This window comes from Pseudomonas sp. Marseille-P9899 (assembly GCF_903166565.1).
GTDB lineage: Bacteria > Pseudomonadota > Gammaproteobacteria > Pseudomonadales > Pseudomonadaceae > Aquipseudomonas > Aquipseudomonas huaxiensis.
In genome coordinates, this window is record NZ_CAESCG010000001.1 from 2,074,255 (window position 1) to 2,088,989 (window position 14,735).

The following is a 14,735-nucleotide window of genomic DNA, read 5'->3' on the forward strand; positions in this document are numbered from 1 at the left end:
CAGTGGAAAGAGATGGTGGGACGCTGATTTTTGGGCTTAGGTGCCGTGGGCTTATCCAGTCGATGTGGCGAGGCTGCCGGCCCCTTCCGCCTTTACGGCGGGTCCTTTTGTCTTGGCAAAATGGACGAAAACCGCTGGCTCCTGCATACGGCCCTACGCTGCGCTCCGGGTCCCCTCCCTCCGGTGTCTTACGGGGCCACGCGGCCTACGACTTGCTGCGCAAGTCTACATCTCGCGTCTTCGGCTACGCCGAAGGGTGCTGCGCACCTGCCCCTTCAGACACCTCCACTCGGCCTCCTGACGTCGCACCTTGTGGCGTCTGGACTTGCGCGCACTAAGAGCAGAAGCAAGATCGAGAGCAAGTCGGTGGTTTCATCAGATTCTGATTTCGAAGATCCGTCAGTACAGGCGCCGCCCGTAACTTCGCGACTTCAGGAGGCCGAGCGGAGGTGCCTGTAGGGGCAGGTGCGCAGCACCCTTCGGCGTTAGCCGAAGACGCGAGATGTAGACTTGCGAAGCAAGTCGTAGGCCGCGTGGCCCCGAAAGGCGCCGTAGCGAGGGGACCCGGAGCGCAGCGTAGGGCCGGATGTGGGAGCGAGCGGTTTTGCCTACTTTTTCCAAGAAAAAAGTAGGACGCCGTAAAGGCGGAAGGGGCCGGCAGCCTCGCCACATCGAATGGATAAGCTCACAGCACCCAAGCCAAAGCCACGCCCCCCCACCATTCCGTGAAGAACCTAATAATTGGATCTGCTTTGTAGCCCTACGGGACGCCGAACCGTCGCGATGGGCTCAACTGACTGGCATTGGCCGGAAGGGCTACTTCAGAAAACAGCAGAAAGAACAAACGAGGTCACGGTGTTTTCCACGCCGGGCATGGCCGCGATTTCTTTCCAGACCGCGTGAACCCGCTCGGGGCTCGCCGCGTTGACCCGCAGCATCAGGTCGAACTCGCCACTGAGCACCTCGCACTGGACCACCTCGGGAATGGTGCCCAGTTTGGCCAGCACATCGTCGCCGCGCATGCGGTCGTAGCGGTATACGAAAATCGCCGCGCTGATCAGCGACGAAGGCCGGCGAGCGTTGCCCAGCCGCACGGTATAGCCCTGGATCGCGCCATCGCGCTCAAGCCGTTCGACGCGCTGGCGCACCGCATTGCGCGACAGGTTGACCTTGGCCCCCAGCTCCGCATGAGCGATCCGCGCATTGGCGGTCAGCTCGGCGAGGATGCGCTCGTCCAGAGGGTCCAGAATGCGCTTCATAGCGCCCTCGCCTGCGCAGCCCGCAGCGCCTGGCACAGACCGTCCAGATCGCCACGCTGAAGGGCCGGCGGCTCGTCTGCCAACGCTGGCGGCGGCACCACCTCGCCGTCCCAGACACCCAGTTGCGCCAGCAGCGCGGCGGATTTTTCCGGTGCGATCTGGCCAAGCGTGACCATCGGCGCGCCCAGGCTACGGCGATGCATGCGCCCGGCCAGCGCGCCAACCGCCGTATGCGGATCGACAATGGCGCCGGTGTCCTCGCGCAGGCGGATGACCTCGCGGCGCACCTCGGCCTCCTCCACCGCATAGGAGTCGAACAACACCCGCGCCTGAAGCCACTGCGGGTTGCCGATGCTCAGTTCGCCACAGGCTTCGAAATGCTCCATCAACGTCCGGACGCAACCAGCACTGCGCCCATACAGCTCCCAGATAAAGCGCTCCAGATTCGAATACAGGGAAAAATCCATGGCCGGCGCCAGGGTGCGCTGGCTGGCGTGGGTGGCGTATCGATTGCGGTGGAGGAAGCGGTGGAGCGCGTCGTTGCTGTTGGTCGAGACGATCACCTGATTGATCGGCAGGCCCATTTTCTGCGCGACGAAGCCGGCGTAGATCTCGGCAAAGCTCGCGGCGGGCACGCTGAAGCCGACAGGCCGGGTGCCACCGCCCAACTGCAACGCGGCATGGAAGTAAAAAACGATCTGGGCCAGCACGCCGACCCAGTTGGTGGAGTTGAAGCAGACCGGAATCACGCCCTCCAGCGGCCAGGCACGAAACAGCCGCGCGACCAGGGTCTGGCAGTCATCGAAACTGCCTTCCACGGGGATCAGCAGGACACGTTCAGGGTCAGCCGCCAGCAAGGCGGCGAGACGGTCGGCGGGGACCTCGTGACGCGGATAGAGAATCGCCATGCGCACGTTCGGGCAGGCCGCGAAAGCCTCGATGGCGGCAACGCCGGTGTCGCCGTTGGTGGCGCCCACCACCAGCGCTTCGCTAGAGGATTCGTCGAGAAAGTGCCTGACCAGCCGCGCTTGAAGCTGCGCGGCAAAGTCTTTCGAGGTGCGCGTCGGGCCATGGAATAACTGCAGAATCCATTCGTTATGGCCAATCTGCTGTAGTGGTGTGATCGCGCGATGGGTGAAGTCCTTGTAGCTGTCGCTGAGCAGCGCGCGCAGGGTCGGCTCATCCAGGGCGTCACCGACGAAGGGCGCGATCACCCGCCATACCAGCTCATCGAACGGCAGCCAGGACCAACTGGCGATTTCCTCCGGGCTGATCACCGGCAAGTGCGCCGGCACATACAAGCCGCCATCGGCGGCAGGGCCCGACAGCACGACTTCACGGAAGTCCGCCCGTACATCGCCATTGCGGGTGCTCACGTAGTGCATGAAAACTCCAGGAAAGGGTTACGAAGGCCGATGGGCTTGAGCCACCAGCCAGTCTGAAAACAGCGCGGCATCGGGCGGCAGCGCGCGCCCTTGCTCACGGACCAGGTAGAACGATTCGCTGGCTTCGATGCGCTGGCTGAAGGGCGCGACAAGCTGCCCGTCCCTGAGCAGGTCCTCGACCACCGAGGAACGCGCCAGGGCAACGCCCTGCCCCAGCTCCGCCATGCGGATCGTCGAAATCAGCGTGTCGAATTGCAGCCCCCGCGAGTAATCGACATCGTCCGCGCCAACCCGCTTGAGCCAGTAGCCCCAGCCCTCTTCGTAGCCGAGCACATGCAGCAGCGGATGGTGCTTGAGGTCTTGCGGCTGGTGGATCGGCGAGCGCGCCAGCAGCGCCGGCGAGCAGACCGGCACCAGCACGTCCCAGGTCAGGCGCTGGGCATGCAGACCCAGCCATTCACCATTGCCCCAGCGCACTTCGAGGTCGTCCTCGCCATCCGGCGCCTTGACCCACAGGTTGCTGATGTAGCGGATATCGATGTTCGGGTTCTCGCGGCTGAAATCGAGCAAGCGCGGGGCCAGCCAGTACTGCAGGAACGACAGGCTGCCGCGGACCTTCACCGGCCTGCGCTTGTGCTGGCCGAAAATCTCGTTGGTGCCCACCGCGAGGCGGCTGATCGCATCCTGCACCACCGGCAGGTAGGACTGGCCCTCCTCGGTCAGGTCGAGGCCCCTGGGCAGGCGCTTGAACAAGGCCACGCCCAGGTGGTTTTCCAGTTGGCGGATCTGCTGGCTCACTGCGCCTTGGGTCAGGTGCAGTTCCTCCGCTGCGTGGGTGAAGTTCAAGGCGCGCGCCGATACCTCGAATGACCGCAGCCAGTTCAGCGGCGGCAGGGATTTTTGCTTCATCGGCACGACCTCGTTCGGAATTGAATCCGTCCATCATGAACCGGAATCTTCAGGTCGCGTTAACGCCCGGGACCACCGGCAGCATGGCGGCAAGCCGCTGTTCGCGCTTCTTGCGGGTCACCCAGTAGACGAAGTAGCACCAGGCGATAAAGGGCAGACCGAAGTACAGCGCCACCCGCTGCTCGGGGTCGAACGCGATGCCGACGCAAGCCAGCACGCAACACAGGATCGCGCCCAGCGGCACCCAGGGGTAACCGCGCACCCGGAAATGCAGGTCTTCGACGCGACCGCCATTGGCCACATAGTGCCGGCGAAACGCGATCTGGCTGGCGGCGATGCTCATCCACACCACCACCACCGCCAGCCCGGAAACGGACACCAGCGCCAGGTACACCGTGTCCGGCGCCACCACGCTGCTGAGCAGCGACGCCACCGCGCCGGCCATGCTCAGGATGATCGCGTTGACTGGCGTGCCGCGCGGCGAAAGGCGGCGGAAGCACTTGGGCATATGGCCCTGGTCACTCAGGGTCCAGAGCATCCGCGAGGCGGCGTACAGGCCGGAGTTGGCCGCCGACAGCAGCGCGGTGAGGATCACGAAGTTCATGATGTCGGCCGAGTACGGAATGCCGATCATGTCGAACACCATCACGAACGGGCTTTCCACCAGGCCTGCCTGCTCACGGGGCAACAAGGTCGCGAGGACGACGATGGTGCCGACGAAGAACAGCGCCAGGCGGACCACCGTGGTGCGAATGGCCTTGGGCACGCTGTCCTGCGGATCCTTGGCTTCGCCGGCGGCAATGCCGATCAGTTCGGTGCCGGAGAAGGCGAACGACACCGCCAGCAGCGTCATCGCGATGGGCAACAAGCCGGTGGGGAACAGGCCCTCGCGGGTGAAGTTGGACAGCCCGATGCCCTGCACATGCTTGACCTCGAACAGGCCGCAAATTGCCCCGGCACCAATGACGATGAAGGCAATCACCGTCAGCACCTTGATCAGCGACAGCCAGAATTCGGTCTCGGCGAACAGGCGCACGGACACCACGTTGAGGATGAACACGGTGATGGCGAAGAATGCGCTCCAGATCCACACCGGCGTGTCCGGAAACCAGCGGACCATCAGGATCCCGGCGGCGGTGAATTCCGAGCCGATGGCGACGGCCCAGGTCAGCCAGTACAACCAGGCCACCGTGTAGCCGGTGCCCGGTCCCAGGTAACGAGTGGCGTAGCTGCTGAACGAGCCGGTTTCCGGCATCTGCACGGCCAGTTCGCCCAGGCAGACCATCACCAGGTAGACCATCACCGCGCCGACGATATAGGCGATCACCGCGCCAAGGGGGCCGGCCTGGTTGACCGTGTAGCCCGAGGTCAGAAACAGCCCGGTGCCGATCACCCCGCCCAGTGCGAGCATGACGATATGGCGGGTGTGCATCTCTTTCTTGTATTCGGCCGGATCAGCCGACGCTGTCGTTGAGTGTTCAGTGGACATAGTTTGATTCTCATGAAGTGTCTGGTGTTCAACGGGAAACCCGCAACGAGGCAGTACCAACCAATGCACCAGCGACTGTTATTGTTATTGCTTTCATGAAACAGGGCGGCCCGCCATCCCGGGCAGACCGCCCTCACCCTCAGGCGGACACGCTGGCGCGCCGCTCGCTGCCGGCCACATCCGTGCGTTGGGCACGTACCGTGGCGAAGGCCTGACGCAGGTCTTCCAGCAGGTCAGCGGTGTCCTCGATACCGACGGACACCCGCACCAACCCTTCGGAAATGCCCAGCGCCTGACGCTCTTGCAGGGTGTTTTCCACGTGGCTGGTTGTCCGTGCCGGCCCGTAGATGGTTTCCACCGCGCCGAGGTTGCCGGCACGGTGGGCGTAGCGCAGGCACGGCAGCAGCTTGACGACGGTGTCCATCCCGCCGACCAGCACGAAGCTGACGATCGCGCCGAAGCCCTTCATCTGCGCGCAGGCGATTTGGTGACCGGGATGCTGCGGCAACCCCGGATAGTTGACGGCTTCCACCAACGGCTCGCTGCACAGGTATTCCGCCAGCGCCTGGGCACTCGCCTGTTGCTGGCGCAGGCGCAGGGCGAGGGTCTTGATGCCGCGAATGATCAGGTAGGCGGAAAACGGGTCCAGCGAGGCGCCGTTGATTTCCCGGTAGTGACGCACCTGCGTCATCAGCGACTCGGCCCCGCAGACCACGCCGCCAAGCACATCACCATGGCCGGAAAGGAACTTGGTCGCGCTGTGCACCACCACATCGACGCCCAGCGCCAGCGGGTTCTGGTTCAGTGGCGTGGCAAAGGTGTTGTCGGCGACGACCAGCGCGCCGACACGTTTCGCCGCCGCCACCAGCCGGCGGATATCGAGGATTTTCAGGGTCGGGTTGCTGGGCGTCTCGAGGTAGACAAGATCACAGCCGAGGGCGATTTCGCGCTCGATGGCCTCGGTGTCGAGGGTGTCGCACAGCGTCACTTCGACGCCCTGGCGGGGCAGGAACTCTTCGAAGATCTTGTTGGTGCCGCCGTAGCTGTCGCGGGTCGAGACCACGCGTTTGCCGTTGCACAAGAAGGTATGCAGAACGCCGCTGATCGCCGCCATGCCGGTACTGAAGGCCACGGCCGACTCGGCCTGCTCCAGCGCGCACAGTTTGTTTTCGAGCACCGCGACGGTCGGGTTGCTCATGCGGCTATAGATGAAGCCCGGCTCTTTGCCCAGCGCGACGTCATGCCAGGCATCGATATCGTGATAGCCGTAGGCGGCGCTGGCGACGATCGGGGTCTGGGTGGCGTTATAAGGGTGTTCGACCTGCTCCCCGCCCCACACCACACAGGTGCCAACACCCGGTTGCACGCCCTGAGCGACCTTTGCTTCGTTGTTCATGTTGTTGTCTCGCATCGATGAAACACCGCGGTGTTTCGATTGGGTCTGCGAGGACTATAGGGAGGACGCGCCCCCTTGAAAAACGATGGAATCCAGCCCTAAGGGAAGGTTTTTTTAATGGCTCGTCGGGCTTGGCTGGGGGCTGGGCAGTGGCGATGGTTTTTCAAGCGCCGTCCGCACTGCGCTTGATCCCAAGGGAGCCAGAAAACTCCCGGCATGCACCTCGCGACCATTACTGACCCACAAAGCCCCGATTATCAGTGATGCCCTCTGCAGCCCACGGCCTGAACACACAAAGGCTGGCCACTGCCGCCAGGCACACACTGGCGGCGCCATAGATCAGCACCCAGGCGAAGCCCTGATCCAGTGCGGTGTGAAAGGCGCTGGCGGGTATCGCCTGTTTGCCGGCCGCCACTGCCTGGGCCATGGCCTGCAACGCGGAGCCCTCGCCCAACCCCGGCAAGCTCTGGCGCAAACTGCCGGCAATGCCTTGCACCAATACCCAGCCCATCACCGCGATATTGATGGCCAGCGAGGTCATCCGCGCGCTCATGTCCATACCAGACGCCATGCCCGCCCGCGATGGCGGCACGGAACCGGTGCTGGTGTTGGTCACCGGGGTGTTGGTCAAACCAAGCCCGGTCCCCGCCAACACGCAGCCTGCCGCCATAACGGGAACCAGCAGATGGGCACTGCCGATGGCGATGCACATCAACATCAAGCCCGCCCCGATCACCAGCAGCCCGGCAGGAATCATCACGCCCGGCTGAAGTTTCAGCGCCAGGCGCTCACCCAACGGCGGCACAAACAGGGTTGGCAAGGTGTACGCCAGAAGCAGCAAACCCGCGTCGACGTTATCCAGCCCCATGCCCGCCTGGAAATAGATCGGCAGGTAGATCATCAGCGGCCAGAAGCTGAAGTTCATGCCCGCCGAACCCAACAGCGCCCCTGAAAAACCTCGAATGCGGAACACCGAAAAATCCATCATCGGGTGCGGGTTGAGCCTCTGCGAAATCAGGAAGGCCACGAACGCCAGCAGGGTCGCCAGGGCCAACGCGCCGGCGGTCGCGCTCGACAGTTCAGGGCCCTGGATAATCACGAACGTCAGGCCGAACACCGCCGACGCCAGCAGCAGGATTCCCAGGCTGTCCAGCTTGCCCGTCGGCGCCTCGCTGGAGGCGTGCACACCGGCGCCCGCCAGGGCGAACGCGATAACCGCCAGCGGCAGGTGAATCAGAAAAACCCACTGCCAGTTGGCGAGCGCGAGGATGCCCGCGCCAATAATCGGCCCAAGACCAAGCCCGGCGCCAAACACGATCCCCCACAGGGCAAAGGCCTTGCTCCGCTCTCGGGGCTCGGTGAACTGCCGGGACAGGATCGAGATCTGGCAGATCAACAGGGCGCCGCCGCTAGCGCCCTGCACAGTCCGGGCGATGATCAGGGTGCTCGCGTCTTCGGCAAGTCCACAGGCCAGCGATGCCAGGCCGAACACGGCCACACTGGCGAGGAACAATGTCCGCCGCCCGTAGCGATCGACCAGCGTGCCCACCGCCATCAAAACGGTGGTACAGGCCAGGGTGTAGGCGTTCATGATCCATTGCAGGTCGCTGAAACGGCCTTCGAGCAGCGTTTCTAGGGTGGGCAGGATCACCGGAATACTGGAGATCTCCAGACCGAACATCATCGCTGCCAGGCAAACCGCAGCCAGCGCTTTCACCGAATCCTTCATTGCACGTTTCCGTCGACTCAAATAGTCGGAGGATGATCGGGCGCCGAGGGGGTTGTGGAAATCGGCACGAAGGCCATGTATCGTCAAGTTCATGCCAAAAAGCCATCCCGCCTCCCAGCCCTTCAATCGATCCCTGGTCGTGCTGGTCTACGACCAGTTGTGCACCTTTGAATTCGGCACGGCCATCGAAGCCTTCGGCCGCGACGATCCCGAGCTGAAAAGACCGCTTTATGAACTGCGCGTCGCGGCGGCCGAACCCGGTCCGCTGCGGGCCTTCGGTGGTGTGCAGATCACCGTGGAAGGTGGTCTAGAGTTGCTGGAACGGGCCGGAACCATCGTCATTCCGGGGTGGCGCGATCTGGCAGAAGAGGTTGCCCCCGATCTGCTCCAGGCGCTCACCGCCGCCAGCGCAAGGGGCTGCCGGATCGTCACGATCTGTGCGGGTACTTTTGTCCTGGCGGCAACCGGCCTGCTGGCAGGCAAGCGCGCCACCACCCATTGGCACCATCACCAGGCGCTGGCGAAGGCCTATCCGGACATCCAGGTCGAGCCCTCGGTGCTCTATGTGGACGAGGGCAACATCCTCACTTCGGCCGGTTGCGCCTCGGGTCTCGACGCCTGCCTGCACCTGATCCGCCGGGACTTTGGCCCCGACGCGGCCAACCGGGCCGCCCGGCGCATGGTGACGCCGCCCCACCGCCTGGGCTGCCAGGCCCAATATATCGAACAACCGGTTACCGTCAGACCGGGCAGTAGCCTGGCGCCGCTGCTGGATCAACTGCGCGCCAAACCCGACAGCGACTTGACCATCGAGCAGATGGCCCATGCCGCCCATATGAGTCGCCGCACGTTCCTGCGCCGCTTTCACGACGCCACCGGGACCACGCCCGCGGATTGGCTGCTGGGGGTCCGACTGGAACGCGCCAAGGCGCTGCTGGAGACCAGTTCCCTGTCCATGCCGCTGATTGCCGAACAGTGCGGCTTCGGCACTGCGGCGACCTTGCGCCATCACTTTCGGACAAAACTGGACAGCAGCCCGAGCTGCTACCGCAAGCAGTTCGGGCGGGCTTGATCGGCGCTTTCGCGACGTTGCGGTGTCCGCCTCTCACTTCGATGGACTGCACGCGTACCGCTGGCAGCGCTCTTCAAAAAGCTGTTCGTTACACCCCCGCCCGAAAATCAGTGCCCCACCAGATTCATGCTATCGAAATACCGCGCAAACAACTCGTTCTGCGAAGAGATGCCCAGCTTGGCATAGGCACGCTTGCGATGGGTCGCCACGGTATTCATCGAAATGCCCAGATTCAGACTGATGCCCAGCGTGGTATAGCCCAGCGCAATCGATGCACAGATCTCCGCCTCGCGCCGGGTCAGGCCGCCAGGCGCCTTGAGCAGCGCCGCCCGCAGATCATCGAGCATGCGCGCGCGGCGCTCGGGATTGAGATGAGCGGGCTCGGGCAAAGGTGACTCACCGCGATTACGCAGGTGCATGACTTCAGCATGCTTGCCGAGCATCTGCGCCAGCATCGCGCCCACCTGCTGCAACTGCCCGGCATCCTCATGGGCGAAATCGCTGAGGCTTTCAGAGCGGTAGAAACTGCAGTACAGCGTCTCGCCTTGCAGCGGCGCGATCATCGCCAGTTCCTGGCGCACCAGCGCCTCATCGTAGAAGCGCCGCCGATAGCCGCGGTCCTGAATGCTCGATGGCGTCACGCAACGCACCAGCACAGGGACTTCACCGGGGTGGCCGATCTGTTCGAGGGCAAGGTTGGGATCACGCCGGTAGGCGCCTTCGGTGTATTCACAAGCCAGTTGCCGGGCCAGCGAACGCGACTGGCTGTCCTCGGCCTCGGCGATCAGGCATTGCGGAACGCCCTGCCGGTCGAAGCGGAACACCGTGCATTGGTCGGCCTGCAGCAACTCGTGGCAGAAGCTGTAGAAGGCCTGATCGAAGTGATTGTTACCAATTCCCCCAACCAGATCCGCAATTCTGTTCATGGCAGCGATCATCGTGGGTACACCTCGAAAGTGGTCGGTTCAGCGAAGGGTCGGTCAGACGGCGTGCCCGAACGGCCGGGGCGTGGCATGGCCATGGCAACGCCCTGTTACCGGGATTGCTCCGCACAGCGGATGCATGAACCACGCCAGCGCAGCAGCACCCGGTGGGGTCCGCCATGGTAGGGCAAAAGCACAGCGCACGAGGTCACCCATCAGGGTGACGTTGCCAGTCAGGCAAATGCGTAACGTGGAATCAGCGACGCACAGACGTCGCCCCTTCCAACCAAGAGGATGAGCGCATGTCCCTCAATGCACCTTGCACGCTGGGTGGCCTGCTGGCCGGTTTGTTACTGATGGGCAACGCGAGTGCCGATGTCACCGTGGTGTCCTGGGGCGGCGTGTTCCAGGACGCGCAGCGCCAGGTGTTCTTCGACCCGCTGCGGGCGCAGGGCCTGAAACTCAAGGAAGACAGTTGGGATGGAGGGATCGGTATCCTGCGCTCGAAAATCCAGGCCGGCGACGGTAACTGGGACCTGGTCCAGGTGGAGCCCGAAGAGTTGGTGCTAGGCTGCGAAGAAGGCCTGTTCCAGCCACTGGACTGGTCGCGTATCGGCGACCGGGAACACTTCATTACCGGTGCAACCAGCGAATGCGGCCTGGGCGCCAACGTCTACAGCATCGCTATCGCCTATGACAGCGACCGCCTCGCCGAGGCGCCGAAATCCTGGGGCGATTTCTGGGACCTGAAGAAGTTTCCCGGCAAGCGCGCCCTGCGTCAGGGCCCGAAGATGAACCTGGAGTTCGCCCTGATGGCCGACGGCGTGCCGCCAGCGCAGGTCTACGAGGTGTTGCGCACGCCCCAGGGCGTGGACCGCGCCTTCGCCAAACTGGATCAGATCAAGTCCAGCCTGATCTGGTGGTCAGCGGGTAACCAGCCCATGCAGTTGCTCGGTTCCAGCGAGGTCGTGATGACCACCACCTACAACGGCCGGGTGTTCGCCACCAACGACTCCGACCAGCGCAACTTCCGCGTGGTGTGGAACGGCAGCATCTTCATGGTCGACAACTGGGTGATGCTCAAGGGCAGCCGCAACCAGGACGACGCGTACCGCTTCCTCAACTACTTTGCCGACGCCACCAACCAGGCACGTTTCCCGGCGAAGATCCGCTACGGCGTCCCCAACCGCAACGCCAATGCGCTGATCAACCCGGCGGTGCAGGCCGAACTGCCCACCTCGCCCTCGGCACTGGCGCAATCGGTGCCCTTCGATGCGCAGTTCTGGCTGGAAAACATCGACAGCCTGACCGAGCGCTTCTCCGCGTGGTCGGCCAAGTGACCGCCCCGAACCCGCTGACCTGGAAATCATCATGAGTAGCCTCGCCGTCGCCCTCAGCCCCGAACGGATCCAGCCCTGCCCCCTGGAACGGGTTCGCCGGGGCAAGGCCCTGCTGTTGATCGCTCCGTTGTTGCTGTTTCTCGTCGTCACCTTCCTCGTACCCTTGGGCGGCATGCTCAAGCTGGCGGTAGACGATCGGGAAATCGCCACGCTGCTGCCGCGCACCCTCGCAGCCCTGCAAGGCTGGGACGGCAAGGCCCTGCCGGCGCCCGCAGCGTTCGCCGCGCTGGCTGCCGACCTCGAACAGGCCCGCCAGGAGCGTACCGTCGGGACCATCGGCCGGCGCCTGAACTACGACCTGCCGGGCATACGCAATGTCATCACCAGTACCGCACGCAAACCGGCGCCCGGCGAGCCGGTGGACTGGCAGGCGCACCTGATCGGCCTTGACCGGCAATGGGCCGATACCGCGACCTGGGCCGCCATCGCCCGTGCCCGCGGACCACTGACCGGGCTCTACCTGCTGACCGCGCTGGACCTTACCCGCGACGACTCGGGCAACATGGTCCGGGTACCGGAGGGACAATCGAACTACCTGGGTATCTTTGCCCGGACCCTGGGGATCGCCCTGTCGGTGACGCTGATCTGCCTGCTGCTGGCGTTTCCGGTCGCACAACTGATCGCCAGCGCCCCGCCACGGCTGGCGGCGCTGGTGATGTTGCTGGTGCTGCTGCCGTTCTGGACCTCGGTGCTGGTGCGCACCACCGCCTGGGTGGTGATCCTGCAGGGCAACGGCGTGGTCAACCGGCTGCTGATGACGCTCGGCATCATCAGTGAACCCTTGCACATGCTCTATAACCGCGCCGGTGTACTCATTGCCCTCAGTCATGTGCTGTTGCCGTACATGATCCTGCCGCTGTGCAGTGCCATGCGCGCGGTGCCGCCATCGCAGATCCGCGCAGCGGCCAGCCTCGGGGCCGGTCCCGTGTACGCCTGGCGGAGGGTCTACCTGCCGCAATTGTTGCCCGGCATCGCTGCCGGCTCACTGTTGGTGTTCATCCTCGCCCTTGGTTACTACATCACCCCGGTGCTGATCGGCGGACCGAACGATCAGTTGATCAGCTACTACATCGCTTTCTACACCAGCGGCACCATCAACTGGGGCCTCGCGGCGGCATTGGGCATGCTCCTGCTGGTCGCCACCCTGCTGCTGTACCGGGTGTATGTCGGCCTGGTCGGCGCCCAGCGCATTGGCCGTTAGGAGAACTTTCATGCACGCACTCGTTTCCTGGCAGAACCTCAATCGCTGCGCGGCGGCGCTGGTCCTGTTGTTCCTGGTGGCGCCGATCCTTGCGATCGTGCCGCTGTCGTTCAATGGCGGCAGTTTTCTCAGCTATCCACTCGACGGCTTCTCGCTGCGCTGGTACTCGGAGGTATTCGAATCGCCACGCTGGCTGCTGGCACTGAAGAACAGCGTGCTCATCGGCCTCGCCAGCATGGTCCTGGCCACCAGCCTCGGCACCCTGGCCGCGCTGGGCCTGAACCTTGCGCAGTTCCGCTTCAAAGGGCTGCTCCTGGCGCTGCTGCTGTCGCCGATGATCGTGCCGACGGTCATCACCGCAGTGGGGGTTTATTTCCTGTTCTCCACCCTGGGCCTGACCAGCACCTTTACCGGCATGGTCCTGGCGCATACCGCGCTGGCCACGCCGTTCGTAGTCATTGCGGTGAACGCCACGCTGCAAGGGCTGGACAGGTCACTGCTACGGGCCGCCGCCAGCCTTGGCGCCGGGCCGGTGCATACCTTCCGGCGGGTGACCTTGCCGCTGATCCTGCCGGGCGTGGCCTCAGGTGCGGTGTTCGCCTTCGCCACTTCATTCGACGAGGTGGTGGTGTCGCTGCTGCTGGCCGGCCCGGAACAACGCACCCTGCCCCGGGAAATGTTCTCCGGGGTCAGGGAAAACCTCAGCCCGTCGATCACCGCCGTCGCGTTTCTGCTGACGCTACTGTCGACCCTGTTTCTGCTGACCCTCGGCTGGCTGCAACGCTACGCCAGCCGGATGGCCGCCAAGAGCCCGAGCACGCACTGAATTTCATAGTCCTGCCAATGACAAGACCAAGAGGCTAGAGAAACATGTCCGTACCAAACGATGCCTACGTGCGTTTTCATGAAGTGAAGAAAACCTACGACGGCCAGAACCTGGTGGTGAAGAACCTGATGCTGGATATCCGCGAGGGTGAATTCATGACCCTGCTCGGTCCGTCCGGCTCAGGCAAGACCACCTGCCTGATGATGCTTGCCGGCTTCGAAAGCGTCAGTGCCGGCGAGATCTACCTCGATGGCCGGCCCATCGGTGCCCTGCCGACTCACAAACGCAATATCGGCATGGTGTTCCAGAACTACGCACTGTTCCCGCACCTGAGCATCGCGCAGAACCTCGCCTTCCCGTTGCAGGTGCAGAAACTCGGGCGCGCGGAGGTCGAGCAGCGGGTCAACCGGGCGCTGGACATGGTGCACCTGCGCGCGATGGCCGATCGGCGCCCCGCGCAACTGTCCGGTGGCCAGCAGCAACGGGTGGCGGTAGCGCGTGCGCTGATTTTCGAACCGAAGCTGGTGCTGATGGACGAACCGCTGGGCGCCCTCGACAAACAACTGCGCGAGCAGATGCAGTACGAGATCAAGCGCCTGCATGACCGCCTCGGCATCACCACGGTCTACGTGACCCACGATCAGGGTGAGGCGCTGACCATGTCCGACCGGGTCGCGGTGTTCAACGACGGGACCATCCAGCAACTGGCCAGTCCGAGCGAACTCTACGAGAGGCCGGCCAATGCCTTCGTTGCCCAGTTCATCGGGGAAAACAACCGCCTCGCCGGTACGGTGCGTTCGGTATCCGGCGACCGCTGCGTGGTGCAGACCGACAGTGGCGAACTGATCAACGCCGTGGCCGCCAAGCCGCTGTCCGCAGGCGAACGCACCAGCCTGTCGCTGCGCCCCGAACGGGTCTGCCTGCAACCGGCAGCGGCCAGCGACAACAGCTTCGAGGTGGAAGTCTGCGAGGTGATCTACCACGGTGATCATTTGCGCACGCGGGTCAGCCTGTGCGGCCAGGATGATTTCGTGATCAAGACCCCCAACGCACTGGGGCTCGTGCCCCAGGCGCCGGGGCAGCGGATGCGGGTCGGCTGGGCCGCACAGGATTGTCGGGCGTTGGGGAGTTGACGTTCGCTCCGCT

At 64.0% G+C, this 14,735-nt stretch carries 12 protein-coding genes; 5 read left to right on the forward strand and 7 right to left on the reverse strand.

Annotation, left to right across the window (positions count from 1 at the left end; all coding sequences use genetic code 11):
* Positions 1–821: 821 nt before the first annotated feature.
* The 6 genes from HWV67_RS08895 to HWV67_RS08920 form a co-directional block, all read right to left on the reverse strand.
* The gene (locus HWV67_RS08895; protein ID WP_175650868.1) at positions 822–1,259 is read right to left on the reverse strand and encodes an Lrp/AsnC family transcriptional regulator; all 438 of its coding nucleotides are present in this window, start codon (positions 1,257–1,259) and stop codon (positions 822–824) included.
* Positions 1,256–2,644: a threonine synthase gene (gene thrC, locus HWV67_RS08900; RefSeq protein WP_175650869.1), complete on the reverse strand. Its 1,389-nt coding sequence runs from the start codon at positions 2,642–2,644 to the stop codon at positions 1,256–1,258. The genes HWV67_RS08895 and thrC overlap by 4 nt, the downstream gene beginning before the upstream one ends.
* A gap of 18 nt (positions 2,645–2,662) precedes the next feature.
* Complete coding sequence (locus HWV67_RS08905; protein WP_175650870.1) at positions 2,663–3,553, reverse strand: LysR substrate-binding domain-containing protein; 891 nt, start codon at positions 3,551–3,553, stop codon at positions 2,663–2,665.
* Between the two features lie 49 nt (positions 3,554–3,602).
* Entirely contained in the window at positions 3,603–5,042 is a 1,440-nt protein-coding gene (locus HWV67_RS08910; protein WP_095156654.1) for an amino acid permease, read from the reverse strand.
* A 139-nt stretch (positions 5,043–5,181) separates the two neighbouring features.
* Positions 5,182–6,438, reverse strand: a complete 1,257-nt coding sequence (locus HWV67_RS08915) for a cystathionine gamma-synthase family protein (RefSeq protein ID WP_175650871.1) — start codon at positions 6,436–6,438, stop codon at positions 5,182–5,184.
* Positions 6,439–6,670: 232 nt separating this feature from the next.
* Positions 6,671–8,167: an MFS transporter gene (locus HWV67_RS08920; RefSeq protein WP_175650872.1), complete on the reverse strand. Its 1,497-nt coding sequence runs from the start codon at positions 8,165–8,167 to the stop codon at positions 6,671–6,673.
* 91 nt (positions 8,168–8,258) lie between these two features.
* On the opposite strand from HWV67_RS08920, the gene ftrA reads away from it, so the two are divergent.
* Entirely contained in the window at positions 8,259–9,239 is a 981-nt protein-coding gene (gene ftrA / locus HWV67_RS08925) for a transcriptional regulator FtrA (RefSeq protein WP_175650873.1), read from the forward strand.
* Between the two features lie 107 nt (positions 9,240–9,346).
* Here the strand turns inward: ftrA and HWV67_RS08930 are convergent, their stop codons facing one another.
* Positions 9,347–10,165 carry a helix-turn-helix transcriptional regulator gene (locus HWV67_RS08930; protein ID WP_175650874.1) on the reverse strand — a complete coding sequence of 273 codons (819 nt, stop codon included), beginning with the start codon at positions 10,163–10,165 and terminating at the stop codon, positions 9,347–9,349.
* Between the two features lie 299 nt (positions 10,166–10,464).
* Here HWV67_RS08930 and HWV67_RS08935 point away from each other — a divergent pair, with 299 nt between their 5' ends.
* The 4 genes from HWV67_RS08935 to HWV67_RS08950 are packed head-to-tail and all read left to right on the forward strand — an operon-like array spanning position 10,465 to position 14,722.
* On the forward strand, positions 10,465–11,502 hold the full coding sequence (locus HWV67_RS08935; RefSeq protein ID WP_175650875.1) for an ABC transporter substrate-binding protein: 1,038 nt from the start codon (positions 10,465–10,467) through the stop codon (positions 11,500–11,502).
* A 31-nt stretch (positions 11,503–11,533) separates the two neighbouring features.
* Positions 11,534–12,763, forward strand: coding sequence for an ABC transporter permease (locus HWV67_RS08940; protein ID WP_175650876.1), 1,230 nt, complete (start codon positions 11,534–11,536; stop codon positions 12,761–12,763).
* A gap of 10 nt (positions 12,764–12,773) precedes the next feature.
* Positions 12,774–13,589 (forward strand): ABC transporter permease, encoded by an 816-nt coding sequence (locus HWV67_RS08945; protein WP_175650877.1) that lies wholly within the window; start codon positions 12,774–12,776, stop codon positions 13,587–13,589.
* A gap of 44 nt (positions 13,590–13,633) precedes the next feature.
* On the forward strand, positions 13,634–14,722 hold the full coding sequence (locus HWV67_RS08950; RefSeq protein ID WP_175650878.1) for an ABC transporter ATP-binding protein: 1,089 nt from the start codon (positions 13,634–13,636) through the stop codon (positions 14,720–14,722).
* The last annotated feature ends 13 nt before the right edge of the window (positions 14,723–14,735 follow it).

What these genes read in the sequence shown, in the direction of transcription:
- HWV67_RS08895 (WP_175650868.1), bottom strand. Translation starts at nt 1,259, where the DNA reads ATGAAGCGCATTCTGGACCCTCTGGACGAGCGCATCCTCGCCGAGCTG.
- thrC (WP_175650869.1), bottom strand. Translation starts at nt 2,644, where the DNA reads ATGCACTACGTGAGCACCCGCAATGGCGATGTACGGGCGGACTTCCGT.
- HWV67_RS08905 (WP_175650870.1), bottom strand. Translation starts at nt 3,553, where the DNA reads ATGAAGCAAAAATCCCTGCCGCCGCTGAACTGGCTGCGGTCATTCGAG.
- HWV67_RS08910 (WP_095156654.1), bottom strand. Translation starts at nt 5,042, where the DNA reads ATGTCCACTGAACACTCAACGACAGCGTCGGCTGATCCGGCCGAATAC.
- HWV67_RS08915 (WP_175650871.1), bottom strand. Translation starts at nt 6,438, where the DNA reads ATGAACAACGAAGCAAAGGTCGCTCAGGGCGTGCAACCGGGTGTTGGC.
- HWV67_RS08920 (WP_175650872.1), bottom strand. Translation starts at nt 8,167, where the DNA reads ATGAAGGATTCGGTGAAAGCGCTGGCTGCGGTTTGCCTGGCAGCGATG.
- ftrA (WP_175650873.1), top strand. Translation starts at nt 8,259, where the DNA reads ATGCCAAAAAGCCATCCCGCCTCCCAGCCCTTCAATCGATCCCTGGTC.
- HWV67_RS08930 (WP_175650874.1), bottom strand. Translation starts at nt 10,165, where the DNA reads ATGAACAGAATTGCGGATCTGGTTGGGGGAATTGGTAACAATCACTTC.
- HWV67_RS08935 (WP_175650875.1), top strand. Translation starts at nt 10,465, where the DNA reads ATGTCCCTCAATGCACCTTGCACGCTGGGTGGCCTGCTGGCCGGTTTG.
- HWV67_RS08940 (WP_175650876.1), top strand. Translation starts at nt 11,534, where the DNA reads ATGAGTAGCCTCGCCGTCGCCCTCAGCCCCGAACGGATCCAGCCCTGC.
- HWV67_RS08945 (WP_175650877.1), top strand. Translation starts at nt 12,774, where the DNA reads ATGCACGCACTCGTTTCCTGGCAGAACCTCAATCGCTGCGCGGCGGCG.
- HWV67_RS08950 (WP_175650878.1), top strand. Translation starts at nt 13,634, where the DNA reads ATGTCCGTACCAAACGATGCCTACGTGCGTTTTCATGAAGTGAAGAAA.